Annotated in this window: 27 protein-coding genes; 10 read left to right on the top strand and 17 right to left on the bottom strand. The window is 67.0% G+C overall.

Features of this window, described 5'->3' with window-relative positions:
- Window positions 1-11 precede the first annotated feature (11 nt).
- From DLM85_RS12860 to DLM85_RS12825, 8 genes are all read right to left on the bottom strand, one after another.
- Window positions 12-362 (bottom strand): hypothetical protein, encoded by a 351-nt coding sequence (locus DLM85_RS12860; protein WP_111478503.1) that lies wholly within the window; start codon window positions 360-362, stop codon window positions 12-14.
- On the bottom strand, window positions 359-1,123 hold the full coding sequence (locus DLM85_RS12855; protein ID WP_111478502.1) for a hypothetical protein: 765 nt from the start codon (window positions 1,121-1,123) through the stop codon (window positions 359-361). Before DLM85_RS12855 ends, DLM85_RS12860 begins: the two co-directional genes overlap by 4 nt.
- Before the next feature lie 105 nt (window positions 1,124-1,228).
- On the bottom strand, window positions 1,229-1,567 hold the full coding sequence (locus tag DLM85_RS12850; protein ID WP_133257037.1) for a hypothetical protein: 339 nt from the start codon (window positions 1,565-1,567) through the stop codon (window positions 1,229-1,231).
- Between the two features lie 71 nt (window positions 1,568-1,638).
- Window positions 1,639-1,968 carry a hypothetical protein gene (locus DLM85_RS12845; protein ID WP_111478500.1) on the bottom strand — a complete coding sequence of 110 codons (330 nt, stop codon included), beginning with the start codon at window positions 1,966-1,968 and terminating at the stop codon, window positions 1,639-1,641.
- 12 nt (window positions 1,969-1,980) lie between these two features.
- Window positions 1,981-3,648 carry a DUF4153 domain-containing protein gene (locus DLM85_RS12840; protein WP_111478499.1) on the bottom strand — a complete coding sequence of 556 codons (1,668 nt, stop codon included), beginning with the start codon at window positions 3,646-3,648 and terminating at the stop codon, window positions 1,981-1,983.
- 56 nt (window positions 3,649-3,704) lie between these two features.
- On the bottom strand, window positions 3,705-4,103 hold the full coding sequence (locus tag DLM85_RS12835) for a hypothetical protein (RefSeq protein WP_133257036.1): 399 nt from the start codon (window positions 4,101-4,103) through the stop codon (window positions 3,705-3,707).
- Between the two features lie 18 nt (window positions 4,104-4,121).
- Complete coding sequence (locus DLM85_RS12830) at window positions 4,122-4,421, bottom strand: winged helix-turn-helix domain-containing protein (protein ID WP_111478497.1); 300 nt, start codon at window positions 4,419-4,421, stop codon at window positions 4,122-4,124.
- Between the two features lie 92 nt (window positions 4,422-4,513).
- Complete coding sequence (locus DLM85_RS12825; protein WP_111478496.1) at window positions 4,514-5,230, bottom strand: hypothetical protein; 717 nt, start codon at window positions 5,228-5,230, stop codon at window positions 4,514-4,516.
- Window positions 5,231-5,383: 153 nt separating this feature from the next.
- Here DLM85_RS12825 and DLM85_RS12820 point away from each other — a divergent pair, with 153 nt between their 5' ends.
- The 3 genes from DLM85_RS12820 to DLM85_RS12810 all read left to right on the top strand — a co-directional run bounded on the left by DLM85_RS12820 (window position 5,384) and on the right by DLM85_RS12810 (window position 7,914).
- On the top strand, window positions 5,384-6,187 hold the full coding sequence (locus DLM85_RS12820) for a class I SAM-dependent methyltransferase (RefSeq protein ID WP_111478495.1): 804 nt from the start codon (window positions 5,384-5,386) through the stop codon (window positions 6,185-6,187).
- A gap of 131 nt (window positions 6,188-6,318) precedes the next feature.
- The gene (locus DLM85_RS12815; RefSeq protein WP_111478494.1) at window positions 6,319-7,212 is read left to right on the top strand and encodes a UbiA family prenyltransferase; all 894 of its coding nucleotides are present in this window, start codon (window positions 6,319-6,321) and stop codon (window positions 7,210-7,212) included.
- 54 nt (window positions 7,213-7,266) lie between these two features.
- The gene (locus DLM85_RS12810; RefSeq protein WP_111478493.1) at window positions 7,267-7,914 is read left to right on the top strand and encodes a hypothetical protein; all 648 of its coding nucleotides are present in this window, start codon (window positions 7,267-7,269) and stop codon (window positions 7,912-7,914) included.
- A 4-nt stretch (window positions 7,915-7,918) separates the two neighbouring features.
- Here the strand turns inward: DLM85_RS12810 and DLM85_RS12805 are convergent, their stop codons facing one another.
- Both DLM85_RS12805 and DLM85_RS12800 read right to left on the bottom strand, forming a co-directional pair.
- Entirely contained in the window at window positions 7,919-8,788 is an 870-nt protein-coding gene (locus DLM85_RS12805) for an SDR family oxidoreductase (RefSeq protein ID WP_111478492.1), read from the bottom strand.
- Window position 8,789: 1 nt separating this feature from the next.
- On the bottom strand, window positions 8,790-9,452 hold the full coding sequence (locus DLM85_RS12800) for a DsbA family protein (protein ID WP_111478491.1): 663 nt from the start codon (window positions 9,450-9,452) through the stop codon (window positions 8,790-8,792).
- A gap of 199 nt (window positions 9,453-9,651) precedes the next feature.
- Between DLM85_RS12800 and DLM85_RS12795 the strand changes: the two genes are divergently transcribed.
- Window positions 9,652-10,881, top strand: a complete 1,230-nt coding sequence (locus tag DLM85_RS12795) for a T9SS type A sorting domain-containing protein (protein ID WP_165822126.1) — start codon at window positions 9,652-9,654, stop codon at window positions 10,879-10,881.
- 88 nt (window positions 10,882-10,969) lie between these two features.
- Here the strand turns inward: DLM85_RS12795 and rho are convergent, their stop codons facing one another.
- Window positions 10,970-13,240 carry a transcription termination factor Rho gene (rho, locus tag DLM85_RS12790; RefSeq protein WP_111478489.1) on the bottom strand — a complete coding sequence of 757 codons (2,271 nt, stop codon included), beginning with the start codon at window positions 13,238-13,240 and terminating at the stop codon, window positions 10,970-10,972.
- Between the two features lie 523 nt (window positions 13,241-13,763).
- Between rho and serS the strand changes: the two genes are divergently transcribed.
- Complete coding sequence (gene serS / locus DLM85_RS12785; protein WP_111478488.1) at window positions 13,764-15,041, top strand: serine--tRNA ligase; 1,278 nt, start codon at window positions 13,764-13,766, stop codon at window positions 15,039-15,041.
- Window positions 15,042-15,289: 248 nt separating this feature from the next.
- Here serS and DLM85_RS12780 read toward each other — a convergent pair whose 3' ends face one another.
- Both DLM85_RS12780 and DLM85_RS12775 read right to left on the bottom strand, forming a co-directional pair.
- Entirely contained in the window at window positions 15,290-15,562 is a 273-nt protein-coding gene (locus tag DLM85_RS12780) for a UBP-type zinc finger domain-containing protein (RefSeq protein ID WP_111478487.1), read from the bottom strand.
- Window positions 15,563-15,587: 25 nt separating this feature from the next.
- Window positions 15,588-16,061, bottom strand: coding sequence for an OsmC family protein (locus DLM85_RS12775; protein WP_111478486.1), 474 nt, complete (start codon window positions 16,059-16,061; stop codon window positions 15,588-15,590).
- Between the two features lie 163 nt (window positions 16,062-16,224).
- On the opposite strand from DLM85_RS12775, the gene DLM85_RS12770 reads away from it, so the two are divergent.
- Window positions 16,225-16,527, top strand: a complete 303-nt coding sequence (locus DLM85_RS12770) for a DUF2695 domain-containing protein (protein WP_111478485.1) — start codon at window positions 16,225-16,227, stop codon at window positions 16,525-16,527.
- 12 nt (window positions 16,528-16,539) lie between these two features.
- Here DLM85_RS12770 and DLM85_RS12765 read toward each other — a convergent pair whose 3' ends face one another.
- Window positions 16,540-17,610, bottom strand: coding sequence for a glycosyltransferase family 9 protein (locus tag DLM85_RS12765; protein ID WP_111478484.1), 1,071 nt, complete (start codon window positions 17,608-17,610; stop codon window positions 16,540-16,542).
- Window positions 17,611-17,730: 120 nt separating this feature from the next.
- On the bottom strand, window positions 17,731-19,500 hold the full coding sequence (polX, locus tag DLM85_RS12760) for a DNA polymerase/3'-5' exonuclease PolX (RefSeq protein ID WP_111478483.1): 1,770 nt from the start codon (window positions 19,498-19,500) through the stop codon (window positions 17,731-17,733).
- Window positions 19,501-19,626: 126 nt separating this feature from the next.
- Here polX and DLM85_RS12755 point away from each other — a divergent pair, with 126 nt between their 5' ends.
- From DLM85_RS12755 to DLM85_RS12740, 4 genes are all read left to right on the top strand, one after another.
- On the top strand, window positions 19,627-20,013 hold the full coding sequence (locus DLM85_RS12755) for a hypothetical protein (protein WP_243635946.1): 387 nt from the start codon (window positions 19,627-19,629) through the stop codon (window positions 20,011-20,013).
- Window positions 20,014-20,190: 177 nt separating this feature from the next.
- A complete protein-coding gene (locus DLM85_RS12750; protein ID WP_111478481.1) occupies window positions 20,191-20,598 on the top strand; it encodes an EVE domain-containing protein in 408 nt (135 codons plus the stop codon).
- 251 nt (window positions 20,599-20,849) lie between these two features.
- Window positions 20,850-22,382 carry a hypothetical protein gene (locus DLM85_RS12745; RefSeq protein ID WP_133257035.1) on the top strand — a complete coding sequence of 511 codons (1,533 nt, stop codon included), beginning with the start codon at window positions 20,850-20,852 and terminating at the stop codon, window positions 22,380-22,382.
- A 66-nt stretch (window positions 22,383-22,448) separates the two neighbouring features.
- A complete protein-coding gene (locus DLM85_RS12740) occupies window positions 22,449-23,009 on the top strand; it encodes a DUF4252 domain-containing protein (protein ID WP_111478479.1) in 561 nt (186 codons plus the stop codon).
- A gap of 304 nt (window positions 23,010-23,313) precedes the next feature.
- Here the strand turns inward: DLM85_RS12740 and DLM85_RS26210 are convergent, their stop codons facing one another.
- Together DLM85_RS26210 and DLM85_RS12730 are read right to left on the bottom strand one after the other, a co-directional pair.
- A complete protein-coding gene (locus DLM85_RS26210) occupies window positions 23,314-24,780 on the bottom strand; it encodes an OmpA family protein (RefSeq protein WP_111478478.1) in 1,467 nt (488 codons plus the stop codon).
- Between the two features lie 276 nt (window positions 24,781-25,056).
- Window positions 25,057-26,349 carry an aminopeptidase P N-terminal domain-containing protein gene (locus DLM85_RS12730; protein ID WP_111478477.1) on the bottom strand — a complete coding sequence of 431 codons (1,293 nt, stop codon included), beginning with the start codon at window positions 26,347-26,349 and terminating at the stop codon, window positions 25,057-25,059.
- Between the last annotated feature and the right edge of the window lie 44 nt (window positions 26,350-26,393).

Below are 26,393 nucleotides of genomic sequence, written 5' to 3'. Positions count from 1 at the left end.
GCGCCCCGGCTTCAGGCAATGGCCGCCACCAGCCCCCAGAGCACCACCAGCACTATGCCGAACGAGGCCAGCAGCGCCGCGCACCAGCCCGCCAGGGCCAGCGCCATGCTCAGCAGCCGCACCCACCAGCGCCGGCAATACTTGCCCAGCTCCCAGAGCAGCCCGGGGCCCAGCCACGCCAGCACCAGCAGGCTCAGGCCCAGCACCACCGCGGCCACCAGCTCCGCCGGTTTGGGCCGCAGCCACATTTCGGCGGCGAAGCGCCACTGCAGCCCGCCCAGCAGCCCGCCGGCCCCGGCCGCCAGCCAGAGCCGGCGTGTAGTCCGGCTCTGGCCGAACCACGCCCGTTGCAGCGCGCTCATGCGGCGCGCTCCGCTGCCGGGCGCTGCGGCGTGCGGGGCGCGGGCAAATTGATGCGAATGGCGTCGGGCTGGCGCAGCAGCTGGCAGGCCCGGTCCCACTCTTCGGCTACGGCCGCAAAAAAGCCTACCGGGCCCATGCCCCCGGCCCAGAGCGCGCGGTTGAACCACAGCCAGACCACCACGGCCGTGCCCGCCGTGAGGCCGCCGTGCAGCAGCTGCCGCAGGCCCCAGCTGAAAGCGTTGCGGCGCGGGCGCAGCCGGGCGAGGGCAAAGCACTGAAAGTTGACGTGCATTTCTTCGTCGCGGATGATGCGCAGGCACAGCTGCTGCAGCAGGCCGGAATAGGTGGCGTGGTAGAGGGCGCGGAAGTACACCGTGCCCACCACTTCGGCCGTGAGCAGTACCCGCACGGTGGTTTCGAGGCCGCCCCAGCGGCGCAGCCAGCGGAAGGCGTCGTTGACCCAGCTGCGGCCCAGCCGCGGCAAGCCCTGCGCATCCAGAAACTGCCCCAGGGCAATGGAATGGTCGGCTTCCTCGCTGATGAGCCCGCCGATGGCGGCTTCGTAGTCGGGGTCGTGCATATCCTCGGCCCGGCGGCGCAGGTGCCGGCCCTCCCCGGTTTCGAAGCGCTGAAAATGCTGCAGCGAGCGGCCGGCGGCGCGCTTTTCGCGCTGAGTGAGGCGGTAGGGGTCGTCCCAGCTCAGGTCGGCGAGGTGAGCGTGGTTGGCACGGAAGTAGGCAGTCCAGTTGGCAAAGGTCATGGCAGTAGCAGGCCGCGGCGAGGCAGCGGGAAGTCGAAGGTGAAAAATCAAGAAAACCGGGCCGGAGCAGCCTTCGGCTACCGGGTAGTGGGGTAGTCCCCGCGCCTAAAACCAGGGTTGGTTGGTAGCACGGCTGGAGGCTCCCAGCAGCCAGAATAGTAGCAGGGCGAAGTCCGTCAGCAGCCACATCCGCGTTAGCAGCAGCAGCAGAGCTACCCAGATTTGAGCGGCCAGTTTCAGGTGCCAGGGACTGTGCCGGGCCGTTTCATCGTACAGGGTGCCGAACGCAGCAACCTGTCGCCCCAGCAGCATTGTCATTCCGATGTGCACCAGTAGTAGCACGAACAAGCGGAAGCCGGAGGCCGGATGAACGTCCAGTAGAAACGATTCGCCGACGTACCACACACCTGCCACCAGGACGAAGCACAGAATCGTGCAGCTCATGCTCCGCAGCAGCCACTGCCGCAGCGTGGCAGACGGGCTAATCAGCGGAAAAGCGCACATGCTTCGTCGGCTTAGTGCGGATTGATATCCAGGGCGATGAACACGCTGACGAGCAGCACCACCAGCCCGCTGAGCACGTGAATCAGTACGGCCAGCGCCACCAGCAGCGTCTGGGCGGCCTGGGCGGCGCCGGGCGTGGTGTCCCCCCGGCGCGTGACCAGCAGATAGAGCAGCGCATTGGCCGTGAACAGGCCCAGGAAGAAGACCGTGCGCTGCATCGCCTCGGGCAAGTCGTCGATGAAGCGGAGCATCAGCACGATCAGGCCCACGCTGAGCAGCAGGCCCAGGCTGCGCCGCAGCCAGGCGCGGTGCGCCGTCGGGAAAGTTGGTTGAGGGTTCATAGGAATGGCGGGTTAGTGCGTGGAGGAAGCTTTGCCTGCGGCGGGCAGCAACTGGTGCGCCCGCCAGTCCATGTAGTTCCAGTCCTGCCAGCTGGCTTCTGCCCGGTAGCGCTGCTGCCAGCGCAGCACCCGCTCGTCGAGCATGCGCTGGGCCACGGCCGGGCTCACCTCTTCGTAGAGGCTGTAGAAGCCGCCGGCGTCGCGGGTGATGTGCCGGGTGCGGTTCAGGATGGCGCGGTGCTTCACCAGGGCGGGCAGCACCCGGCCGGGCATGTCGAGCAGGAAGCCGTAGTCGACCTGCGTAAAGCCCACCGTGAGGTTGTAGCGCACGATCCAGACTTCCCAGTTGCCCAGCGCCAGCGCCAGCAGCACCAGGTAGGCGGCTACGCTGTTGAGGCGCACCAGCGCGAAGGCCGAGCGGCGCTGCCAGATTTTGAGCAGGATGGTCACGAGCCCGAACAGGGTCAGCAGCAGGAAAAAGCACACCCCGATACGCTTGTAGGCCAGGCCCATGCGCGAGATGTAGTGGTAGTTGCGCACGCCCACCGACACGGCCAGCACCGCGTTTTGCAGCACCCACACCGTGGCGCCCCAGCGCAGGGCCGGCAGGCCGGGCTGGTAGAAGTTGAGGTTGCGGCGGAAAAACCAGAGCACGATGCCCATGGCCAGCAGAATGCTAAAAATGAGCACGTAGGTGCCTTCGTGCACGAACTGCGCCAGGTCGAAGCCCGGCTCGGGCCGGAAGTCAATCCAGATCCAGCTGATGTCGATGGCGTTGACGGCCAGCAGCAGCAGGTTTACCAGCCCGAACACGGCCAGGGCCGCCAGGTACTCCTTGCGCAGATCGGCCGTGCGGAAGTCGCGGCGGCGGAAATCGGGGCGCGGCACGCTGAAGGACGCCACCCCGTCGCGGCGGCGGCGCACAACCTCGCCGAAGCGGGCCTCCCACTGGGCCAGGCCCGGCAGCGGCACCCGCAGCAGCGCGGCGGCCGTCACCATCAGCCCCAGGGCCAGAAACAGCAGGTGCCCCAACGAGAGCAGCTCGAAAAACCGCCCCAGCCACTCGCCCAGCGCCTGCCAGGCCAGGCCGGCCAGCTGGCTGTAGCGCGGGTTGGCCACCACAAACAGCAGGTGGAATACGCCCAGAATGAGCACCGGCACCAGCAGCAGGCGGGCGTACCAGCCGGCGCGGCCCGCCTTGGTGGCGCGGCCGGGCAGGGCGCGCAGCAGCAGTGCGGGCAGGCCCGTCACCACCTGGGCCGCCGCGCCCAGCCCGGTGAGCAGGGCCAGCGAGGCCTGCTTGAGCACCGGCTGATTGGCGTAGCCCCACAACATCAGCAAGGAGCCCGTACAGGCCAGCGCCGCCGTGGCCGAGCCGTACCAGGCCACCGCCCCGCAGCTCACCAGCGCGCCCAGCAGCACGAGGCGGAAGTAGGCGGAGCGCCAGGCGGCGCGGGGCTGCCCGGCTAGCAGCGCCAGCACCGCCAGCAGCGTGTAAATGGCCAGGTTCAGCCCCAGGCCCTGCTGCCAGAACAGCACGTCGAAGGCCAGCACGCCCAGCGGCAGCAGCCATTTCTGGGTGGCGGTGAGGGCCAGGCGCACCGGGCGCCACACCGGCGCGGCGTAAGGCGGGGCTTCGGCCCGGGCCGTGTTGGGAGTGAAAAGGGGGAGAGCGTTCATATGTAAAGAACTTTGTGTTTCAAAGTTTACAAGCAAAAAAGGAAAGTGGTATTTTCTCAGACGCAGTACACGCCGGTAAGGCAAAGCCCGCATGCCCCACCCGCCCAGAGCCAACCGATTGTCAGGCCCAAGCTCAGCAAAAGGGTAGCCAGCGCCCCGGAGGAATAAGTGCGGCGACAGCGGGTCCACATCGGCCGGACTACCCACCACGCAATGCACAGCGGGCTGGCCAACAGCACCAGCACCAGGGAACCGACTGCCACTATTTTGGCCCAACCCGTTGTCGATCCAAGCCATATCCCCAAACCGGCCACGCTCAGCAGCAGGGTGCCGGCCAGGATGGCCAGTAGTATCACCCAGGCATCGAATACGGCGGTCAACTCCGTTTCGCTTGCTTGCCAGTCGGGCTTCTCGTAGCGCAGAATACTCATTTCAAAAAGAACTTTGTGATTCAAAGTTTATGCACAAAAAAATTACCCGTCGCGGCGCAGCAGCTTTTCGAGGGTGTCGAGGTGGTCTTGAAAGGCCTGGCGGCCCTCCTTGGTGGCGGTAAAGGTGGTGTTGGGCTTTTTGCCGACGAACTGCTTGTTGACCTGCACGTAGCCGGCTTTTTCCAGCGCGGCGGCGTGGCTGGCGAGGTTGCCGTCGGTCAGGTCCAGGGTTTCCTTCAGGTCGCCGAAGCTCACTTCCTCGTTGGCCATGAGCACGGCCATCACGCCCAGCCGCACGCGGTGGTCGAAGGCCTTGTTGAGCTGATGGATGGCGTGCTTCACGGAGCTGGAACGCGGCCGGCGGGCGGCGCGCTGAATCGAAAAAAGGAAACGGAAAACGCGAACGTGGCGGCGAAGGTAGCACCGCGGCGCGCTTACACCACCGGATCGGCGCGGCGCTGCCGCTCGTAGCGGTTGTACATCAGCAGCCCGTAGCCGATGTGGCAGAGCCCGAAACCGACGGCGAAGAAGGCAAACGCCCAGTCGGGAAACAGCATGGCCACCAGCCCCACCCCGATTTCGGTGATGCCGAGCAGCTTGATTTCGTCGAGGGTGTACTTGCTGGCGTTGAGCAGGGCCAGGCCGTAGAAAATCAGCATGGCGGGCACCACCAGCCCAGCCGCGCCGTGCAGGTACAGCCGCAGGCAAAACAGCCCGCCGGCCACCAGCGGCACGGCCATGCTCCAGAATAGGCGGCGCACCACCGGGTCCCACAACGAGCGGCCCGCGCTGCGCGAGCGACGCCGGGTGAAGTACACGGCCACCAGCCCCGCCAGCACGATGATGCCCAGCGCCAGTGCCAGCAAAAACGGCAGCGTCGCCATGCGGGCCTCGGCCGAGCCTTCCATCAGCCGCACGAAGCCCGACGAATCCCCCAGGGTACTGTCGTAAGGCGCTGAGTAGGGGTTCGTATCGGCGTTGGCGCTCCGGAACTGCGTGTGCAGGTACCAGTGGCCGAAGGCGGCCCCGGCCAGGGCCACCACCCCCGCCCCTACCCCCGACAAGCCGCTCAGGGAAATGAAGCGCGAGGAGCGCTCCATGATGGTGCGGATTTCGGCAAGCTGGGCTAAGGGGTCGACGGCTGGCTTCATATACAGAGCACTTTGTGTTGCAAAGCTTCACAGAATAGCGCTATAATACAAGCTGCCGGCGAAAAATCTTTTCGGCGGCAGCCTGATCCGGGGCGGTATCGGGGCGCTAATCGGCGAAATGGTAGCTTGCCCGCTCCTTCTTCCCCGCCCGTCATGAAGCTGCGCCTGCACCTGTTCGAGTTTGAAGACCAGCCGTGGTTTCCGGCGCCCGTGCGGGCCGGCATGATGGACTACCTGCGCTTCATGATAACGCACCTGCACACCTACCGGCCCGTAGCGCCGCTGCTGGCCGAGGGCCTGCGCCGCACCGGCCAGCCGCAGGTGCTGGAGCTGTGCGCGGGCGGCGGCGGCGGCACCGAGGACGTGCTGCGGGCCCTGCACGCCGCGGGCCTGCCCAACGCCCGCATCACCCTCACCGACCTTTACCCCCAGCCCGCCGCCTGGCGCCACCTTCAGGAGCAAACCGGCGGCGCCATCGGCTACGAGCCCGCCGCGGTGAATGCCCTGCAGGTGCCGGCCGGGCTGCCGGGCTTTCGGGCGGTGTTTTCGGCCTTTCACCACTTCCGGCCCGCACCGGCCGAGGCCCTGCTGCGCGACGCGGTGCGGGCCGGCACCGGCGTGGGCGTGTTCGAAGGCGCGGGCAAGCACTGGCTGGAGCTGCTGCTGGCCGGCACCGTGATGCCGGTGGCGCTGCTGTGCATCATGCCCTTCGTGCGGCCGTTCAGCCTGAGCCGGCTGTTTTTCACCTACCTCGTCCCCTTGATTCCGCTGTTTACCATCTGGGACGGTATGGTGAGCATCCTGCGCATGTACCCGCCCGAGCAGCTGCTGGCCCTGGCCCGCCGCGCCGACCCCGCGGGCCGCTACCACTGGCAGGCCGGCCGCGTGCGCCACTCCTGGGGCCCGGAAGTCACTTACCTCGTGGGCTGGCCGCAGCAGGCAGACGCGCAACTGTAGAGTGCACCGCAGATCTGCGCTGTCAGTTCTCTCCTGACGTATTCCGGCACGCCAAGCATCCACGCAGCCGCGCGGGCTGCGCTACGCGAACTAAAAGTTCGCGCTACATTCCGGCCTTATTTCCCGTTGTCATGCCCCTGCCCGCTTACCGCCGCGCCCTGCCGCTGCTGCGCATCCCGTTTTCGGTGTACCTGATGCCGGTGTACTGGTTTGCGCTGAGCGCGCTGCGCGGGCCGTTTTCGTCGGGGCGGGCGGTGGCCGTGTTCGTGGTGCTGCACCTGCTGGCCTACCCCGCTTCCAACGGCTACAACTCCTGGTTCGACCGCGACGAGGGCAGCATCGGCGGGCTGGAGCGGCCGCCGCAGGTCACGCCGGAGCTGTGGCGCTTGGTGGTGCTCTTCGACGCGCTGGCCGTGCTCGGCGCCCTGCTGATTTCGCCCGCCTTTGCCGGGCTGCTGACGGTGTACCTGCTCGTGTCGAAGGCGTACAGCTACGACCGGATCCGGCTCAAGAAGTATCCGCTGGTCAGCACGCTGGTGGTGGTTGTGTTTCAGGGCGCGTTTACGTTTCTGATGACGCAGGTGGGCGCGGGCGCCACGCGGGCCGAAATCGGCTCGGCCGACAACCTGCTGCTGGCCACCGTCAGCAGCCTGTTTCTGTGCGGCTCCTACCCGCTCACGCAGGTGTATCAGCACCAGGAAGACCGGCAGCGCGGCGACCAGACGCTGAGCTTGCTGCTGGGCGTGCGCGGCACTTTCGTGTTTGCCGGGCTGGGCCTGCTGGCGGGGGCGCTGGTGCTCGGCTACGCCTATTTGCGCCGGGACGAGCTGCCGTTTCTGGCCGTTTTCGCGGTGGCCACGCTGCCGGTCGTCGGGCTGTTTGCGCGCTGGGCCTGGCAGGCCTGGCACAACCCGGCCGCGGCCGATTTTCGCCACACCATGCGCATGAACCAGGTGTCGTCGCTGTGTTTGAGCGCGGCCTTCATCCTGATGTTTATCCTGCAGCAGCGCGGCCTGCCGGGGTAGGGCGCCGTCGGCCGCGGGCCAACACCCCGCCGCCCGGGCGCGTAAAACCGGGCTATGTTGATCCGCCGCTTCTCCCCCGCCCTGCTGGCCCTGGCCGCGCTGGCCGCCTGCTCCCCCCCTTCTTCCGACCGCGCCGCCGGCACCCCCGCGGCCACTACCGACACCGCCACTGCGTCGGACGCGCCCGCCCCGGAGCCCATGGATACCACCGCCGCCTCCGTGGCCGATGCGCAGTCGGATACGCTCAAGGCGGTGCGCACGCGCCACCTGTTTTCCTCGCCTTCCGCTCCCGACCTCTTTCAGCTGGTGCTGCGCGGCGACTCCCTGCTCAGCAGCGAAGCCACCTTCACCATCACCGCCGCCGACGGCACGGTGATTTTCCGCGAGGCCCTCAGCTCGGCCGACCTGGAAGCTTCGATGGTGTATGAAATGACCAAGCCCGGCGCCACCCGCCAGGAGCGGGAAGCCTACGTGCGTCGCCGCATGGACGAGTTCTTCGCCGCCAGCAACTTCCACACGCCCGCCATCGATGCGCGGGCCACCTTCCAGCCCGGCACCGCCGACCGCGCCACCTGGGACGATTTGCGCCGTCGCAGCGGTACCGTGGGCTTTCAGTACCTGGTGGGCAAGGAAGACCGGCGCCGCATTGCCTGGTCGCCGCTGAAAAAGCAGGTGGTGCGCGTGGGCAGCTTCGGCAGCTAGCGGCTTATTGCCGGGCCGCGAAGTCGCGCAGGGTTTCGGTGGCCGGCCCCAGCTCCTGCCACGTTGCCTCGGCCCGGAAAGGTTCGGGCATTTCGTTCAGGGCTTCGATGAGGTGGTAGCCGTAGTTCATGCGCGGCAGCAGCTGCCCGAAGAGTTTAATCAGCCCCAGCGGCGCGTAGGCCACCCGCAGCCGGCGGCTGCCGTGGTGCCGGCTTACTTCGCGGGCCGCTTCCAGCGTCGTGAAAGCCTGCGGACCCTGCACCACGTACTCGCGGCCCGCCGCGGCGGGCCGGCGCAGCGCGGCGGCCACCTGCCGGCCGTAGTCGCGGCCGGATACCCAGTGCATGGGGTGCCGGGCCTGGCCGGCCACCAGGATAAACGGCCCCGCCAGCTGGGTATTCACCAGCGTTTCCATAAAAGCCGAGGGATGAAAAATGGTGTAGGGCAGCCCGCTGCGGCGCACCAGCTCGGCGGCTTGCTTTTTCAGCCCGAACACCCACCAGCGGAAGCCGGCGTAGTCCTTGATCAGCGACGAGAGGTACACCACCCGCCGCACCCCGGTGGCCCGGGCCGCCGTCAGCACGTTTTCCAGCCCCTGCAGCTCGGGGTGAAACGCCCGCTCCCGCTCCGTTTGCCGCACCGAAAGGTTCAGGTACACCGCGTCGTGCCCGGCCAGCGCGGCCCGCAGGCTGGCTGCGTCGGCTACGTCGCCGGGGAATAGCTGCACGGCAGCGGGCAGTTGCGGGCGGGCCCGCGCCACGTCGCGCACCAGCGCCGATACCTCGAAGCCGGCGGCGACCAGCTCCTGCGTCACCGGCCGGCCCATCATGCCCGTGGCCCCGATGACCAGCACCCTGCGCAGCCCCGGCTCCATCTCAGCTGGCCGAATCGGCCGAAATAGTCTGCAACAGCTGCTCCAGCCCGGCCTTCAGCTGCTCGTAAGGCTGATAGCCGCGCGCCAGCACGTAGCCCTGGCTGCCGTGGGCCAGCACCAGCGTGGGGAAGCCCTGCACGCCGAGGCGCTGCACCACGCCGAATTCGTGCTGCGTGGCCTGCCGGCTGGCGTCGTTGTCCCACCAGCGCAGAAACTCGGCCGGGTCCAGGCTGAAGGCGCGGGCCAGCGCGGCGTAGGTGGCGGGGTCGTTTAAATCCTGCCCATCGACGAAATGCGCGCGCTGCAGGGCGTGGGCAAAGGCCGCTTCGCGCTCCAGCGGGTCGAGCTGCTTGAACACCATCAGTGCCCGGCTCGGCGGCTCCGAGTCGAGGCGGTACTCGCCCGCTGCGCCCAGCTGCCGAAACGCCTCGCCGAACTCAACGCCGGTTACCTGGGCCACCTGCTGCGAGGCCTGCTGAATGTAGGGCCACATCTGCCGGATCGGGCCCGCTTCCTCGCCGGTAATCATGCCGCCGCTGAGCACCGTCACCGAAACGCGGCCGGCAAACTCATCGGCCAGGCGCTGCACGAGCGGGCTGGTTCCGTAGCACCAGCCGCACAGCGGATCGAAAATATAGAGCAACTCAAGGGTATCCGTGGCCATGGGGCAAATATGGCGCTTTTGCCTCGCTGGCCCCCGCTGGCCGCTGGCCGTGGCGGGGGCCAGCGGGGCAGAATCCAACGACGTAGGAATAGGAGTATTATAACTATTTTAATTATAAATATTATTTAAACAGATATTAATTAGATATATTCAAATGGTTTTTGAAAAAACCCTACACACCTTTTTCCCTTCAGTTGCCATGCGGATACTCTACTTCCTCGTTTTAGCCTCGCTGGGCCTAAGCTGGACCGCCCAGGCCCAATGCACCTATACGTCCCAGAAGGACGGCAACTGGAACGACCCGGCCACCTGGAAAACCACCGGCACGGGCTGCGGCACGGTGCCCGGCGCCGGCGCCACCGTGTCCGTCGGTCACCACGTAGCCTTCACCGGCGACTACCTGGTCAACGGCGAAGGCAGCCTCACCATTGCCACGACCGGGTCCTTGGTGCAGGACCAGAGCGGCCGCACCCTCACCCTGGGCGACGGCACGGGCAGCCAAACCACCCGCCTGACGCAGTCGGGCCGCCTCGCGGTGTCGTCGCTGGCCATCAACAAATCGAACGTGGCCATCCACAACGGGGCGACGCTGACCCTGTACTGCAACCTGACGCAGAGCAACCAGTCGAACATCACGCTCGACGGCGACATCAACCTGCTGGGCACGCTCAACATCACCACCGGCAACGTGTCGGCCAACGGGGCCGGGCGCATGCGCGTGGCGGGCTGCGTCAACTCGTCCAACGGGGGCTTCAACAACTACAGCAGCGCCCTGACCATCTGCGTGCAGGAAATAGTGGCCAACAACTGCGGCGCGGGGGCGGGCACGTGCGCGCCCAACGCGCCCATCAACAACGACGCGGCCTGCCGCTCGGTGCTGCCCGTGCTGCCCGTCACGCTGCTTTACGCCCGCGCCGCCTGGCAAGCCAAGCAGGCCGCCGTGCAGGTGCAGTGGGCCACGGCCACCGAGGAGCAGAACGCCGGCTTCACCGTGGAGCGCTCCGCCGACGGCCGCGAGTTTCAGGCCGTGGGCGCCGTGCCGGGCGCGGGCACCAGCCTTACGCCCCGCTACTACGCCTACGCGGATGCCAAGCCCCTCTCCACCCGGCTCAGCTACTACCGCCTGCGCCAGAACGACTTCGACGGCGCGGTGCACTACTCCCCGCTGATGGTCGTCCGAAACGGGCACTCCGGCCTGGGCCTGGAGCTGCAGCCCACCACGGAAGGCGTGTTCCGGGCGCTGCTGCCGGGCCTGACGGGCACCGGGCAGCTGGCGGTGTACTCGGCGGCCGGCCGGCTGGTCAGCACCGCCGCCATCAACGACCACGACGCGCTGCCGCTCATCGACCTGCGCCGCCAGCCGGCGGGCATCTACCTGGTGCGGGCCCTCACGCCGGCCGGCACCGTCACGCAGCGCGTGGCGCGGTAGCCGCCGGCATTCCAATACCCTCCCAACGCCAACCGGCCGCCTGCAAGTACTTGCAGGCGGCCGGTTGGCGTTGGGCAACGGGGGGGCGTTAGCCGTTCATCGACACGAGGAACTCCAGGTTGTCCTTGGTGCCCTTCATACGGTCCTTGAGGAACTCCATGGCCTCGGTGGCCGACATGTCGGACATGAACTTGCGCAGCACCCACACGCGGTTCAGCTCGTCCTTGCCCATGAGCAGGTCTTCGCGGCGCGTGCCCGAAGCCGGCACGTCGATGGCCGGGAAGATGCGCTTGTTGGCCAGCTTCCGGTCGAGCTGCAGCTCCATGTTGCCGGTGCCCTTGAATTCCTCGAAGATAACGTCATCCATCTTCGAGCCGGTGTCCGTCAGTGCCGTGGCAATGATGGTCAGCGAGCCGCCGTTTTCCACGTTGCGGGCCGCACCGAAAAAGCGCTTGGGCTTCTGCAGGGCCCCGGCGTCGATACCGCCCGAGAGGATGCGGCTGCTGCTGGGCTGCACCGTGTTGTAGGCGCGGGCCAGGCGGGTGATGGAGTCGAGCAGGATAACCACGTCGTGGCCGCACTCGACGAGGCGCTTGGCCTTGTCCAGGGCCATGGCCGCGATTTTCACGTGGCGGTCGGCCGTTTCGTCGAAGGTCGAGCTGAGCACTTCGGCTTTCACCGTGCGCTGCATCTCGGTCACTTCCTCGGGGCGTTCGTCGATGAGCAGAATCATCAGGTACACCTCGGGGTGGTTTTCGGCGATGGAGTTGGCAATTTCCTGCAGCAGCACCGTCTTACCCGTCTTGGGCTGGGCCACGATCAGGCCGCGCTGGCCCTTGCCGATGGGGGCAAACAGGTCCAGAATGCGGGTGCTGAGCTGCGAGGGCGTAGTGGTCAGCTTCAGGCGCTCGTCGGCGAAGAGCGGGGTGAGGTGCGAAAAGGAAATCCGGTCCCGCACGTCTTCTACCGAGCGGCCGTTGATGCTCTCCACCGACAGCAGTACGTAGTACTTTTCGCCTTCCTTGGGCGGGCGCACCTGGCACTTCACCGTGTCGCCGGCCTTCAGCGAGTACTGCTTCACCTGCTGCGGCGACACGTACACGTCGTCGGGCGAGGCGAGGTAGTTGTAATAGGGCGAGCGGAGGAAGCCGTAGCCGCCGTCCGGCATCATTTCCAGGGCTCCTTCGCTGGTAATGGCAATTTCCAGGGATTCGAGGCGGGGCGGCTGCGGCTGGCGCTGTGGCTGGCCTTGGCCCTGACCCGGGGCCTGCTCGCCCTGCCGAACCTGCGGCTGGCGGCCTTCGCGGTTGAACCGGTCTTCGCGGCGGTTTTCGTCGCGGCGCAGCTCCTCACGGCGGCCTTCCTCCCGACGGGGCTCTTCGCGGCGGCCCCCATCCTCGCGGCGCGGCTCTTCCGGGCGCACTTCGTCGCGCCGAACTTCCTCGCGGCGCGGTTCCTCCCGACGCGGCTCATCGCGGCGCACTTCTTCCCGGCGGGGTTCATCGCGGCGGCGGGGCTCGTCGCGGCGCAGGTCGCGCGGTTCGCGGCCTTCGCGCTCCTCGGTACGGGGCGGCTGCGGAATAATAATGCGCGGGGCCGGCGGGGCTTCCGGACCAGCCGGCCGCACGGCCACGGGCGGGGCCTGGGGCGCCGCCGGGGCCGCTTCGGGGGCCCGGTTGCGGTCGGGGCGCGGGGCGTCGCGGCGGTAGTCGGCCGGACGGATTTCGCGCGGCTCGCGGCCGGGCTGCGGCACCACGAAGCGCACGGGGCGGTTTTCGCGGGGGGCTTCTTCGGCCGGGCGGGCAGCGGGCGCTTCCGGAGCGGCGGGAGCTGCTGCGTCGGCTGCCGGGGCTTCGGCCACCGGCAATTCGGCGGGGGCAACGGCCGGAGCCGGCGCGGCCTCGGCCGGGACGGCGCTACGGCCACCACGGGCGGGGCGCTGGGCCCCGCGCGGGGCACGGCCATTAGCGGCGGCGGGAGCGGCCGTTTCGGCCGGCGCCGCGGCTTCGACCGGGGCTGCAGCCGGAGCAGACTCAGCGGCCGCGGGGGCTTCGGGAGCCGCTACTTCGGCGGCCGAGGCTTTGGCGGCCGACTGCACGCCGTTGCGGCCGCGGCGCTCGGGGCGGGCGGGTGCCGCCGGAGCCGGGGCGGGCGGGGCAGCCGTAGCGGCGGGCGCCGGCTCGCCGTCGGTGGCGCGTTTGGCGGGCAGTTTGTCGAGGGGCGTTACGGCCTGTTGATCCAGAATCTTATAAATCAGGTCCTGCTTGCTCAGGCGGCGGAAATTGCCCACGTTCAGGGATTCGGCAATTTCCTTCAGCTCGGACAACAACCGGTCCTTGAGCTCGTCAATAGTGTACATATAACGGTACGGGGAGAGGGAAAATCGGGGTGGAGAAGCCCGGCAACGGCCGCGGAACTGGCTGACACGAATTGCCACGGCACACAACCCAACGGAACAGCAGCGCCAACGCGCGGGCAGAGGTGGCAGGAAACAGCGGGAGTTTGCGGGCGCCGGAACAACAGCAAAGCGGGTTCGGGGCGCGGCTCCCAGACAGGAGCGGCCCGGCAGCTGGCGCCGGCTTGCTTCTGCAATGTTACGCAATACGCCCAAATGCCCCAACAGGATGCAGCATTTTTCTGGGCGGCGGCTGGAAATTCAACTCCGGGCCGCCGGCGAAAGTTCAGCCGGGCCTAGCAGGCTGATTAGCAGACCGGAATACGTAGCCCGCTGCCGGCCCCGCCGCGGCCGCGGCGCTTCCGTTAATGCCGCAAACCAGGCCCGCGGGACGCAATAACGCTATGCGGCGGTGCGCGGGGCCGGCGGGCCGACCCGACCGAAAACCGCTACTTTTGCCCCCGACTCATTGTGTTTTGACTGCGTTATGCTGCAAGTTTCCGTTCTGAAGGAGCAAACCGACCGCGTGCTGGCCGGCTTAGCAAAAAGGAATTTTCCCAACGCCGACGCCGAGGTGCAGCGCATCCTGGGCCTCGACCAGCGCCGCCGCCAGCTGCAAACCGAGCACGACTCGGCCCAGGCCGAAGCCAACAAGCTGGCCCAGCAGATCGGGGGCCTGATGAAAAGCGGCGATAAAGCCGGCGCCGAAACCCTGAAAGCCCGCACCGCCGAGCTGAAAGGCCAGACCAAAGCTGCTGCCGAGGAGCTGACCACGGTGGAAAAAGACCTGCAGGACGCCCTCTACCGCATTCCGAACGTGCCCCACGAGAGCGTGCCCCACGGCCGCACGCCGGAGGAAAACGAGGTGGTGCGCGAAGTGGGCCAGAAGCCCGAGCTGCCCGCCGACGCCCAGCCGCACTGGGAGCTGATCAAAAAGCTCGACATCATCGACTTCGAGTTGGGCAACAAGATTACCGGCGCGGGCTTCCCGGTGTACAAGGGCCAGGGCGCCCGTTTGCAGCGCGCGCTCATCAACTTCTTCCTGGAGCAGGCCCTCGACGCGGGCTACACCGAAATTCAGCCGCCCATCCTCATCAACGAGGCCTCGGGCTACGGCACCGGCCAGCTGCCCGACAAGGAGGGCCAGATGTACCACGCCACCGCCGACGACCTGTACCTGATTCCGACGGCCGAGGTGCCCATCACCAACCTCTACCGCGACGAAATCATTCCCGCGGAGCGCCTGCCCATCCGCAACGCGGGCTACACGCCCTGCTTCCGCCGCGAGGCCGGCAGCTGGGGCGCCCACGTGCGCGGCCTGAACCGCCTGCACCAGTTCGATAAGGTGGAAATCGTGCAGATTGCCCGGCCCGAGGACAGCTACGCCGCCCTCGACGGCATGGTGGCCCACATCGAAGGACTGCTGCAACAGCTGCACCTGCCCTACCGCGTGCTGCGCCTCTGCGGCGGCGACATGGGCTTCACCTCGGCCCTGACCTACGACCTGGAAGTGTGGTCGGCCGCTCAGCAGCGCTGGCTGGAAGTGTCGTCGGCTTCGAACTTCGAAACCTACCAGGCCAACCGCCTGAAGCTGCGCTACCGCGACGAAAACAACAAGACGCAGCTGCTGCACACGCTCAACGGCTCGGCCCTGGCGCTGCCGCGCATCGTGGCCGCACTGCTGGAAAACAACCAGCAGGCCGATGGCACCATCAAGCTGCCGGAGGTGCTGCACCGCTACTGCGGCTTCGGGCAGATCGGGTAAGCAATTAGACAAGCAGAAAAAGGCCCGCCGGATAGCCCGGCGGGCCTTTTTTGGTTAATGGTTAGCTGAACGAGCACACTAGAACGTCATGCTGAGCGCAGTCGAAGCATCTCTACCGCTTCGTCAAATAGTAACCTGCCATCAGCACGCGAGATTCCTCGACTTCGCTCGGAACGACGACCTGAATCGAGCTCAACAAAGCGGTAGCAATGCTGCGTCTGCGCTCAACATGACTGGTGCTATATCACTTAATACTCGGCAAACGACTGATCGACGAAGCACCAGAGCCATCTTTCGCCCGGCTCGGCGGAGGCCACGACGGGGTGCTGGGTACTGTGGTAGTGCTTGGTGGCGTGCTTGTTCTTGGAGTCGTCGCAGCAGCCGACGTGGCCGCACTGCTGGCACACGCGCAGGTGCACCCAGGTGTCGCCCAGGGCCAGGCACTCGGCGCAGGCGTGGGTGCTGGCGGGCGTAACGTGGCCCCCGAGGGCCGCGAGGTGGGCGCAGAGTTTGGGTTGCATGATTTCGGCGGGGCTGGGATGAAGACTAAGCGGGAAAAGCGGCTTCGGCGGGCAGCAGGGTGGTATTGATGCGCACCCCGGCCAGCAGGGTTTTCTGCACCGGGCACTTCTGCGAAATCTGCTCCAGGCGCTGGCGCTGCTCCTCGCTCAGCTCCCCGAGCAGGCGCAGTTCCTTGTGGATTTCGTCCAGGCGGGCGTCGCCGGCTTCGCAGGCCTGGCAATCCTCGACGTGCACGCGGCGGTGGCGCAGGCGCACTTCGATGCCCTGGAGTGGCCACTTCTTCTGGGTGGCGTAGAGGCGCAGGGTAATGGCCGTGCAGGCCCCCAGAGCCGAGAGCAGCAAATCGTAGGGCGTGGGGCCGCGGTCCTGCCCGCCCACGTTTTCGGGCTCGTCGAGGACGAAGGTGTGGCGGCCGGCCTGCACGTCGGCCAGCAGGGCGTCGGCGCCGACGCGCACCACGACGGTGTGCGGCTCGGCAGTGGTGGGAGTGGCTTCCATGGGCGGCGGCAAACGGAGCGAAAAAACAATGGACCGCCAAAAGGTAGCCAATGAGCCGGGTTTTGCCGGCGCGCAGTTCGTAAAGTTTTACCCCGGGTCCGCTTCGGCTTGGGTTGGGGCAACCGGTTGCTTATCTTGAAGCACTAGCCAACCGAGCCGGCCTATGCCCACGCCTACCGACAAAACGCACCGCCAGCAGCTCCGGCTGCAGCTGCGCCAGCAGCACCGCACTGCCCTACTGACCAATCTGCCCCTGACCACGGAGCAGCTGGCCGAGCTGTTCGACTACCTCGATGCGCGCCTGAGCACCCACTGCTGCGACGACACGCTGGGCCATACCCGCTGCTTCGCCGCCGCCCAGGACCTGGCCTTTGCGCCCCTGCAGCAGTTTTTGCAGCAGCACGGCGGCCACTGCGACTGCGAAGTGCTGGCCAACGTGGCCGACGCGTACGCCACCATTCTGTAGCCGCCCGGCACTCTACCGGGCGTCGCGCCCCGGTGGCAGGTCCAGGTCGAAGCGGATGTCGCGCATGCAGCGAAAGTGGCCCTGCGGGCACTTGTCGTAGCCGATTTTCGAGCAGGGCCGGCAGCTCAGGCCCGGCACTTCCAGCACCCGAAACTCGGTGCGGTAGGGGTACATGCCAAACTCCGGGATGGTGTTGCCCCACACGCTGAAGATTTCCTTCCCGAAGGCCGCCGCAATGTGCATCAGCCCGGTGTCGTGGCTGATGACCAGCTGGGCCTGCCGCACCAGGGAGGCCGACTGGTGCAGCGAAAACCGTCCGCAGGCGTTGTAAATCAGCGTTTGGGTGGCCGGCAGGGCATTCTTGTCGAAGTAGTGCGCCCGCGGCGACAACGCTTCCGGCGTAATGCCCGCCGGCGCGGCCGCGGTCGGGGCGTGCTCGAAGTGCAGCTCCACCACGTGGCCGGTGCTTTCGTCCTCGGGGCCGCCGAGCAGCACTACGGGCCGCCGCAGCTGCGCGCACAGCTCGATAATGCGCTCCACCGGCAGGCGCTTGGTGGCGTGCTGTGCCCCGATGGCAAAGGCCACGTAGCCGCGCTGAAATTCCGGGGGCAGCGCGTCGGCCACGTTTATTTCCTGCCCGGGCGGGATGAAGTAGTCGAGGCCGCGGCCGTCGTCGCGCACGCCCAAAGGCGCGGCGGCCTGCAGGTAGCGCTGCACGATGTGCACGCGCGGGAGCACGTCCCACTTCCAGTTTACCATCAGCCACTTACGCCAGTTCAGCTTGTCGAACGAGGCGCCGGGCACGCCCAGCTGCAGCTTGATGAGCAGGGTGCGCAGGTTGTGGTGCAGGTCGACCACGAAATCAAACTGCTCGGCGCGCAGCTCCTTCACCAGCTCGCCGAGCTTGCCCGTGAGCGTGTGCACCCGGTCCACGTAGGGGTTGGCTTCGAGCAGGCCGCGGTAGCCGGGCTTGGTGCAGTAGTGTACCACGGCACCGGGAACCTGCTGCTTCAGCGCCCGCACCACGGGCGTGGTCAGCACAATGTCGCCGATGGAAGAAAAGCGCAGGACGAGAATTTTCATGCGGAAAGAAAGGTCGGGCGACGAGGCCTGAAGAAGAACGTCATGGCGAGCCTAGCGAGACGTGACCGGCTGCGTTGGCTGCTTTTTCGTGCCGGTCTTCCTCATCCGTCCCTGTAGCCGTTACCCGAACAGCGGGCCGTAGTCTACCGGTTTCCGGGCCGGGGCCGGGCTGCCGAACTTCACCGCTTTTTCGCGGCGCTGGCGGAAGTACTCGGCCAGCTCGTCCAGGGGCAGCGCGTTCAGGGTCATGGCCGCCGTTAGGCCGCCCTTGCGGCCCTGCAGCACGCCGTAGCGCATGTCGGCGTAGCCGTCGGTGTGGTGGGCGTCGGGGTTGATGCTCATGCGCACGCCTTTTTCCAGGCAGCGGCGCACCCAGTGCCAGTCGATGTCGAGGCGCCAGGGGTTGGCGTTGATTTCGATGGCCACGCCGTGCTCGGCGCAGGCGTCGATGACGGCTTCGTAGTCGATGGGGTAGCCTTCGCGGCGCAGCAGCAGGCGGCCGGTGGGGTGGCCCAGCATGGTGCAGTACGGGTTCTGAATGGCGCGCAGCAGCCGCTCGGTGGCGCGCTCCTGGTCCATTTTCAGCCCCGAGTGCACCGAGGCCACCACGAAGTCGAACTCGGCCAGCACTTCGTCGGGGTAGTCCAGCGAGCCGTCGGCCAGAATGTCGGACTCGATGCCCTTGAAGATGCGGAACGGGCCGAGCGCCTTATTCAGCTGCTCGATTTCACGGTGCTGCTCGCGCACCCGCTCGATGCTCAGGCCGCCGGCGTAGTGCGCGGCCCGCGAATGGTCGCAGATGCCGAGGTACTGGTAGCCGTTGTCGCGCAGAAACTCGGCCATCTGCCGCAGCGAGTGGGCCCCGTCGGAGTAGGTGCTGTGGTTGTGCAGGGAGCCGCGCAGGTCGGCATCGGTGAGCAGGGTGGGCAGCTTGCCGGCCGCCGCTTCCTCGATTTCGCCCTGGCCCTCGCGCATTTCGGGCTCCACGTACTGCAGCCCGGCGGTTTCGTAGATGGCCTGCTCGGTAAAGAAACGGGTGCTTTTTACCAGCCGCCGCAGCGTGGGCGCCGGGGCCTTGGCCGGCAGCGGGGCCGTCAGGTGCGCTTCGGAGCCGGTCTGCAGAAACAGGCAACCGGCAAAGTCCTCCGGCTTGCTCAGCTGCACGTCGATTTTGACGCCTGACTGCGTGGCCGTGCCGCGCCAGGCAAACGGGCCCGAGGTTAGCTCGTCGGCCGCGAGGCCCTCGATGCCGCCGAGAATTTCGTGGGCCTGCCAGGGCTGGTTGGTGCCCACCACCACGCGTACGGTTTCGACGACAGGCAACCCGCGGCGCACTTCGCCGGCCACGGCCACCTGCTCGGTGCGCAGGCCGTTTTGCAGCAGCTCCACCAGCTGCCGGCCCAGCGCCTGGCCCTGGTTGATGAGCACTTTGCCCCGGCTCTGGGCCGTAAATTCCAGCGCGGCCAGGATGGCGTCCTGGGTTTTGGCGCCGAAGCCCTTCAGCCCGCTGATGCGGTTTTGCTCGGCGGCTTCGCGCAGCGCGTCCACCGACTCCAGGCCCAGCTCGCGCCACAGCGCCCGGATTTTCTTCGGACCGATGCCCTTGATGTCGAGCATTTCGACCACGCCGGGCGGGGTGGCCTCCTGCAGGCGGGCCAGCTCGGGAAAGGTGCCGGTCGTGAGCAGGGCCTGCGCGGCCTGGGCGGCGCTTTTGCCGAGGCCGCCCGTGGTGGTGAATTCGGCCGGCGCGAGGTCGGCCAGGGGGAAGTCGAGGCGGTCGACGGCGGCGGCGGCGCCTTCGTAGGCGCGCACTTTGAAGGGGTTTTCGTCGTGCAGCTCCAGCAGCTGGGCCATCAGCCGGAAGGCGCGAATCAGGGCGCGGTTGTCCAAGGCAGTTCGGTGGTTTGGGGCGGTAAAGCTACTACGCAAAACGCGGCCCGGGCGTCGGGTACGGGCCCCAACTTCCGCCCGAAGCCGCGGCGCTTGCGTATGTTAGGGCCCATGCGACTCCCCGCCTTGCTTTTCGCCCTGTGCAGCGTGCTGCTGCTCGCCAGCACCTGCCGCCCCGACACTGCCACCAGCGTGCAGCAGCAGCAGCTGAACCTGCTCACCCGCACCTGGCTGCACGCCCACGAGGAAGACCAGGGCGACGTGCTGGTGTACCGCCCCAACACCTACAACTTTCCGCCCTCGCGCGGCCGCACCGGCATGGCCTTCGACCAGAACGGCCTGTTCACGCAGTACGACATTGCCCCCACCGACGGCGTGCAGGGCCGCAAAGGCCAGTGGATGGTGATGGACGAGCACACGCTGCGCATCACCCTCGACGACAAGCAGGACCCGGCCTACCTGCTGGAAATCGTCTCGCTCGACAACAACCTGCTGAAGGTGCGCCGGAAATAGAACGCAAGAGAAACCCCAGAACGTCATTCCGAGCGCAGCTGAGGAATCTCGCGTGTTTGGTCCGATAGTAACTTCACCCGTTGAGTTTACTACCAGGCGTCAGCACGTGAGATTCCTCGACTGCGCTCGGAATGACGTTCTTTTGCACTTCGCTTACTCACCTAATCACCCAACGAAGTGAATTTCTGGCTCGTCAAATCCGAACCAACTGCCTACTCTTTTGCCGACCTGGAGCGCGACGGCCGCACCGACTGGACCGGCGTGCGCAACCATCAGGCCCGCGCCTGCCTGGCCCGCATGCAGCCCGGCGACCTGGTGCTGGTGTACCACAGCGTGACCGACAAGGAAGTGGTGGGCGTGGCCCGGGTGGTGGCCCCCCCCGCCCCCGACCGCACGGCCGAGGCCGGTTCGCCCTGGGTGGCCGTGGACCTGGCCCCGCACCAGCGCCTGCCCCGCCCCGTGCCGCTGGCCGCCATCAAGGCCGAGGCGCGCCTGCAGCAAATCGGGCTGCTGCGCCAGTCGCGGCTATCGGTGATGTCGCTCACGCCGGAGGAATTCGATGTGGTGCTGGCGCTGGGGCACTGAATACCCGGTTTGTAGCCCTGCCAACGGCCGGCCCGCAGCGCTGCGGGCCGGCCGCTTGTTTTTGCCGCCCCTTCTGCCGGCCGCCCCGCGGCGGGCCCGGGGAGCGGCGGCGGCGAAGCGAAATAGCCCGCGGGCTTGTGGAGTCCGGCTGCCCGGCGCATCTAATCAGCAGTTCCGGCGGCGGCGGTGCGGCCTTTGCCCCGTTTTGCCGTATTTTAGCTATCCGCCTCCCGCGTCGTTTTCCCACCGCCATGTCCCGCCTTTTCCCGCTCCTGCTGCTTGTGCTGAGTCCGTTGGCGTTGCGGGCCCAGCTCACGCCCACCCAGCCCCGCCGCCTGGAGCTGCCCCTCGACCCCGCTTCCAGCGACGTGCGCGTGCTGCCGCTGGCCGATACGTCCGTGGCCGTCTTCGTTGAGAGCACCGCCGGCAACTCGTTTCGCCCCGCCTACAGCTTTCAGCACTTCGACCGCGACCTGCGCCCGCTGCGCACCGTGCCGGTGAAGGTGGACCGCGAGTACCGGCTGGTGCAGGCCACGGCCGCCGCGCCCTACGCGTTTGCCCTGTTCGAGTCGGAGTACGTGGCGGCCCGGTTCCAGGTGTTTCGGCTGGACCTGCGCACGGGCGAGGTGCTGGGTTTCGCCTTCGATACCAAAACCGTGGAGGACCTCTACGACCTGGAGGTGCTCGACGGCAAGCTCTTCGCCACGGTGCAGGTGCAGCGCCACCTCACGGTGCTCCACATCGACGTGGACGAGGAGGAATTCCGGCTGCTGCCGGCCGTGTACGAGTCGATTCCGACGGAAGTCACCTTTCTGCCCGACTCGGCCACCCAGCGGGCGGGCTACGTGGTCAGCCAGTCGAACGGCTTTCTGTCGCGGCTGCAGGTCAAGCAGCTCTCGGCCCAGGGGCAGCTGCTGGCCTCGCGCTTTATCCAGGCCGAAAGCGGGCGCGGGCTCATCACGGCCCAGCTTAGCCCCGGCGACAGCACGCAGCGCCTGCTGGCGGGCACCTACACCCTACGCGACCCGCGCTACTCGCAGGGCCTGTTTGCCTCCAACCTGCCCGGCGACCCGACGCTGCGCCCCCCGCTGCGCTTCTACGACTTCGCGGTGCTCAAGCATTTTTTCGATTTCATGAAGCCGCGCCGGGCCGAGCGCCTGCGCGCCCGCAGCGCCGAGCTGCGCGCCGCCGGCCGCGAGCTGCACCTGCGCTACCGCATCCTCACCCACCGCATGATTCCCTTTCAGGACGGCTACGTGCTGGTGGGCGAGGTGTACTATCCGCAGTACCACAGCGGCAACAGCGCCTACGGCTGGCCCGGCGCCGTGGGCCCGCGCTACTTCGACGGCTACCGCCCCGCTTACCTGGGCCCGCGCAATTTCGACGGGTACCGCTCCACCCACGCCGTGGTGTGCGGCTTCGACCGCTACGGCACCCTGCTCTGGGACAATACCTTCGTGCTCAAGAACGCCGAGCAGAACACGCTGACCGAAACCGTGCGCCTGCGCCCGCTACCCGACGGCAAGCGCCTGGTGCTGGCTTACCTCGACAAGGACAAGTTCCGCTACAAAATTGTGGACGGCACAGCTGCTTCGCCCAACGACCTGCAGGTGCCCATTCAGACCACCGCCGAGGGCAGGCACGAGAAGACGCTGGAAACCGAGCAGCAGGGCGTGCTGCCCTGGTACGGCAGCCGCTTCCTCACCTACGGCTACCAGCGCGTGCGGCCCGAGCACGGCAGCCCGCGGGAGGTATTTTTCCTGAACGTAGTGGCCTTCGACTAAGGCCCCGGCCACATCCCCGGCCGCCGGGCGCGCGTAAGCAGGGTTTCCAACCTTACTTCCCTGCTTATGACCTCCCGACTGTTTCGTTTCTGGCCCCTACTGGTGCTGCTCTGGCTGGGCGCCTGCCGCGCCGCCGGCCCCGAAAAGCCCGCCCGCACCGTGGCCGAGTTTTTCAGCAAGTACGAAAGCCGCTCCGGCTTCCGGGCCACCACTTTCCAGCCCGATTTCCTGACCCGCATCCTGCTCGGCCGCCTCGGCAACCTGACCGATGCCAGCGCCGTGCAGGCCCTGACCAACGTGCGCAGCATCCGGGCCCTCACCTTCGCGCCCACCTCGGCCTCCTCGCGCGACCTGACGGAGCGCGGCCTGCTCAACGAAGTGGACGGGCTGCTGCGCAATGAGCGCTACGAGCCGCTGCCCACCAAGGACGCCAGCGCCGGCAACGCCGCCTACCGCTACGCCGTGCGCCGCTCGGGCGACAAAATCAAGGAGGTGGTGGCCACCGGCCGCCAGACCGACGCGCCCGACTCGTTCGTCATGCTGGCCATCAGCGGCGACTTCACCCAGAGTCAGCTGGAGCAGCTGCAGAAGATTCTGCCCGGCCTCTCGGGCGAAATCACCAAGTAGGATTCCGGCTTTTCGTGCCTGAAGCCCCGGCTGCCTCGTGGTGGCCGGGGCTTTTTCATGCTGGTAGCTTTAGCCCGCAGCAGGGTGCGCGGAAGGCGCAGAGCTGTTGTGGAACGACTCTGCGCCCTCGGCGTCTTATGGCCCCGCTCGCGCCACTGCTTGTTCTTCTCAGTTGTGGAACGACTCTGCGCCCTCCGCGCACCCTGGCTGCATCCTCAGCGGGCTAAAAACCGTCCGCCCATCAAAAAAAGCGGCGCCCCGAAGCTCGGGACGCCGCTTTTCACGTCAGGCGCAGGGGCCCGGGTTAGGGCTGCGGCGTGGTGCCGCCTTCCTGGCCGGGGATGTAGAACTCGAAGCGGAACTCCACGCGGCGGTTCTTGGCCATGTTGGTCGACGAGGAGTTGGGCGCGGCCGGGGCCGATTCGCCCATGCCCAGCGTCGGGATGCGGGCCGCGTCGATGCCTTTGCCGGTGAAGTACTGCTTGGCCGAGGCGGCGCGGCGCTCCGAAAGGCCCTGGTTGTACTCCTCGGTGCCGCGCGAGTCGGCGTGGCCGACGATGCGCAGGCCGTACTCGGGGTGCTGCTGCAGGGCCTGCACCATCTTGTCGAGGGCCGGGTACGAGCTGGGCAGGATCTGGGTGCTGTTGGTGCGGAAGCGCACGGGCTGCTCCAGCTTGCGGATTTCGGCCGGAATTTCGGGGCAGCCGAGGGCATTGACCTTCGCGCCGGCCGGGGTGTTGGGGCAGCGGTCCTGGGCGTCGGGCACGCCGTCGCCGTCCGAGTCGAGCGGGCAGCCGTTGGCGTCCACCTGGGTGCCGCGCGGCGTGTCGGGGCACTTGTCGAACTTGTCGGCCACGCCGTCCCCGTCGGCGTCGGGGCAGCCGCGCAGGGCGGCGGTGCCGGGCTGGTCGGGGCAGTCGTCTTCGCCGTCGGCCACGCCGTCGTTGTCGCGGTCGGGGCAGCCCTGCAGCTCGGGCTTACCGGCTTCGGTGGGGCACTTGTCCTGGTAGTCGGCCACGCCGTCTTTGTCGCCGTCGAGCGGGCAGCCGTTGGCATCCACCTGCACGCCCGCGGGCGTGTTCGGGCACTTGTCCTTGCGGTCGGGCACGCCGTCGCCGTCGGTGTCCTTGGCTTTGCCCAGGCTGATGTTCAGGCCCACGGTGTGCTGCAGAAACTTGTCGTCCCACTTGTTGTCGTCGCGGGTCGGGTCGCCGTCGAGGTTGGCGTTGAGCGGGATATGCTGCCCGGTCTGGATGAAGAGGCCCACCGTCTCGCCGAGGCGGAAGTTGATGCCCGCGGCCCCGAACAGGTCGAAGTAGCTTTTGTCTTCGTCGGTGACGGCGTTGTTGAAGCGGCCTTCGCGCGAGGTGTAGGTCCAGCCCGGGGCGGCCAGCAGGTAGGGCTGCACCACGGCGTCTTCCTTCAGGGCCCAGCCGTTGTTGAGCTTGAGCTTCAGGCCCAGGTTCACGTTCACCACGTTGGTCTGGAAAAAGCGGGTGGTGCCGTTGCCGAGGTCGTTGCTTTTCAGCTCCCCGTAGTTGCCGTGCAGGCCCAGGTCGAGGCCCGGCGTGAGGTAGCGGTTGAGGGAGATGCCGGGGCCGATCTGACTTTCCCCGAGCTTCCAGTAGTTGGAGCCGAAGTTGCCCTTGTACTGAAAGGCATTGCCGGTCAGGCCAATGCCCCATTTCTTGTCGGCGGTCTGAGCGTGTCCGCGCGGGGTGGCCGCCAACAGCGCCAGACCCAGGACAGCGGTAGTTACGAGGTGTTTCATAAACGAAACGGTTAGGTTGAACAGAGCAGAATGGTGCGCGCGGCCAGCCGCCCCGCACCACGCATTAATGCCTGCCTATACCCCCGCCGCAGCCTTCAAGTTGTATTAAAACGCATTTTTCGTGCCCCGACACCCCTATAAATTACACAATATCAATTATAAATTACACAATATCAATATATAACACGGCAAACAACCGCCGGGCCGGCCGTACCAAAAAAGCCGGGCCGCCTCCCGCGTGCGGGAGGCGGCCCGGCCGAAGAGGCCCGCCGCAGCTTAGCCGCGGGCCATCAGCCGCTCGATGTCGTCGGCTTCCAGCGGAATGTCGGCCATCAGGTCCTCGCACTGCGAACGGGTGATGACCACGTCGTTTTCCAGACGGATGCCCAAGCCCTCCTCGCGGATGTAGATGCCCGGCTCGACGGTGTAGACCATGCCCGGCTCGAAGCTGCGGTACTTGGCGCCCACGTCGTGCACGTCGAGGCCCAGGTAGTGCGAGGTGCCGTGCATGAAGTACTTCTTGTAGAGCGGGGCGCTGGGGTCCTGGTTGTTCACGTCGCCCTCGGAGAGCAGGCCCAGGCCGATGAGCTGCTGCTCCATAAAGCGGCCCACCCCGGCGTGGTACTCCTCGATGTTGTTGCCGGCCACCAGCTGCGACTTGGCGTACTGCAGCACGCGCAGCACCGCGTCGTACACCTCGCGCTGGCGCTTGGTGAATTTGCCGTTCACCGGGATGCTGCGCGAGAGGTCGGCGGCGTAGTTGGCGTACTCGGCCCCGAAGTCGAGCAGCATCACGTCGCCGTCCTGGCACGCCCGGTCGTTCGAGACGTAGTGCAGGATGCAGGCGTTTTCGCCCGAGGCGATGATGCTGCCGTAGGCCGGCCCGCGCGAGCCGCTTTTGAGGAACTCGTGCACGATTTCGGCCTCAATTTCGTACTCCATCACGCCCGGTTTCACGAAGCCCAGCAGGCGGCGGAAGGCGTTGCCGGTGATTTCGCAGGCCTTGCGCATCAGCCGGATTTCCTCGGGGTGCTTGATGGCGCGCAGCTGGTGCATGATGGGGGCGGCGCGCTTGTAGTTGTGCAGCGGGTACTGCTCCCGGATGTCGCGGATAAAGCGCGCGTCGCGGGTTTGCACTTCCACCACGGCGCGGATGTGCTCGTTGGTGTTCAGGTACACGTGCTCGGCTTCGTTCATCAGCGCGGGCAGCACCGATTTAAAGCTGTCGAGCCACAGGATGGTCTGAATGCCGGACTGCTCGCGGGCCTGCTGCTTGGTGAGCTTGTAGCCCTCCCAGATGAGAATATGCTCGCTGGTTTCCTTCAGAAACAGGATTTCGCGGTACTGAGGCAACTTCGCGTCGGGGAAGATGACGAGGATGCTTTCCTCCTGATCGACGCCGGAGAGGTAGAACAGGTCGTTGTTCTGGCGGAAAGCCATGGTGCCGTCGGCGTTGGTCGGCAGCACGTCATTGGAGTGGAAGATGGCCAGGGAGCCGGGCAGCAGCTGCCGCTCGAAGTTGCGGCGGTTCGTGGTGAAGAGGTCGGGCGAGATGGAGCCGTAGCGCATAATTCGGGATTGGGAAAACGCGGGAAAGACGGCCGCCGGGGCCG

Source organism: Hymenobacter edaphi (assembly GCF_003258365.1).
GTDB lineage: Bacteria > Bacteroidota > Bacteroidia > Cytophagales > Hymenobacteraceae > Solirubrum > Solirubrum edaphi.
This window is presented reverse-complemented; position numbering and strand designations above follow the sequence as displayed.

Coding starts and splice junctions, on each gene's coding strand:
- DLM85_RS12740 (WP_111478479.1), top strand. CDS start 22,449: ATGACCTCCCGACTGTTTCGTTTCTGGCCCCTACTGGTGCTGCTCTGG.
- DLM85_RS12840 (WP_111478499.1), bottom strand. CDS start 3,648: ATGAACGCTCTCCCCCTTTTCACTCCCAACACGGCCCGGGCCGAAGCC.
- DLM85_RS12845 (WP_111478500.1), bottom strand. CDS start 1,968: ATGAACCCTCAACCAACTTTCCCGACGGCGCACCGCGCCTGGCTGCGG.
- DLM85_RS12825 (WP_111478496.1), bottom strand. CDS start 5,230: ATGAAGCCAGCCGTCGACCCCTTAGCCCAGCTTGCCGAAATCCGCACC.
- DLM85_RS12775 (WP_111478486.1), bottom strand. CDS start 16,061: ATGGAAGCCACTCCCACCACTGCCGAGCCGCACACCGTCGTGGTGCGC.
- DLM85_RS12805 (WP_111478492.1), bottom strand. CDS start 8,788: ATGGAGCCGGGGCTGCGCAGGGTGCTGGTCATCGGGGCCACGGGCATG.
- DLM85_RS12795 (WP_165822126.1), top strand. CDS start 9,652: ATGCGGATACTCTACTTCCTCGTTTTAGCCTCGCTGGGCCTAAGCTGG.
- rho (WP_111478489.1), bottom strand. CDS start 13,240: ATGTACACTATTGACGAGCTCAAGGACCGGTTGTTGTCCGAGCTGAAG.
- DLM85_RS12765 (WP_111478484.1), bottom strand. CDS start 17,610: ATGAAAATTCTCGTCCTGCGCTTTTCTTCCATCGGCGACATTGTGCTG.
- DLM85_RS12850 (WP_133257037.1), bottom strand. CDS start 1,567: ATGAGCTGCACGATTCTGTGCTTCGTCCTGGTGGCAGGTGTGTGGTAC.
- DLM85_RS12745 (WP_133257035.1), top strand. CDS start 20,850: ATGTCCCGCCTTTTCCCGCTCCTGCTGCTTGTGCTGAGTCCGTTGGCG.
- DLM85_RS12800 (WP_111478491.1), bottom strand. CDS start 9,452: ATGGCCACGGATACCCTTGAGTTGCTCTATATTTTCGATCCGCTGTGC.
- DLM85_RS12820 (WP_111478495.1), top strand. CDS start 5,384: ATGAAGCTGCGCCTGCACCTGTTCGAGTTTGAAGACCAGCCGTGGTTT.
- DLM85_RS12770 (WP_111478485.1), top strand. CDS start 16,225: ATGCCCACGCCTACCGACAAAACGCACCGCCAGCAGCTCCGGCTGCAG.
- DLM85_RS26210 (WP_111478478.1), bottom strand. CDS start 24,780: ATGAAACACCTCGTAACTACCGCTGTCCTGGGTCTGGCGCTGTTGGCG.
- DLM85_RS12810 (WP_111478493.1), top strand. CDS start 7,267: ATGTTGATCCGCCGCTTCTCCCCCGCCCTGCTGGCCCTGGCCGCGCTG.
- serS (WP_111478488.1), top strand. CDS start 13,764: ATGCTGCAAGTTTCCGTTCTGAAGGAGCAAACCGACCGCGTGCTGGCC.
- DLM85_RS12815 (WP_111478494.1), top strand. CDS start 6,319: ATGCCCCTGCCCGCTTACCGCCGCGCCCTGCCGCTGCTGCGCATCCCG.
- DLM85_RS12730 (WP_111478477.1), bottom strand. CDS start 26,349: ATGCGCTACGGCTCCATCTCGCCCGACCTCTTCACCACGAACCGCCGC.
- DLM85_RS12780 (WP_111478487.1), bottom strand. CDS start 15,562: ATGCAACCCAAACTCTGCGCCCACCTCGCGGCCCTCGGGGGCCACGTT.
- DLM85_RS12860 (WP_111478503.1), bottom strand. CDS start 362: ATGAGCGCGCTGCAACGGGCGTGGTTCGGCCAGAGCCGGACTACACGC.
- DLM85_RS12855 (WP_111478502.1), bottom strand. CDS start 1,123: ATGACCTTTGCCAACTGGACTGCCTACTTCCGTGCCAACCACGCTCAC.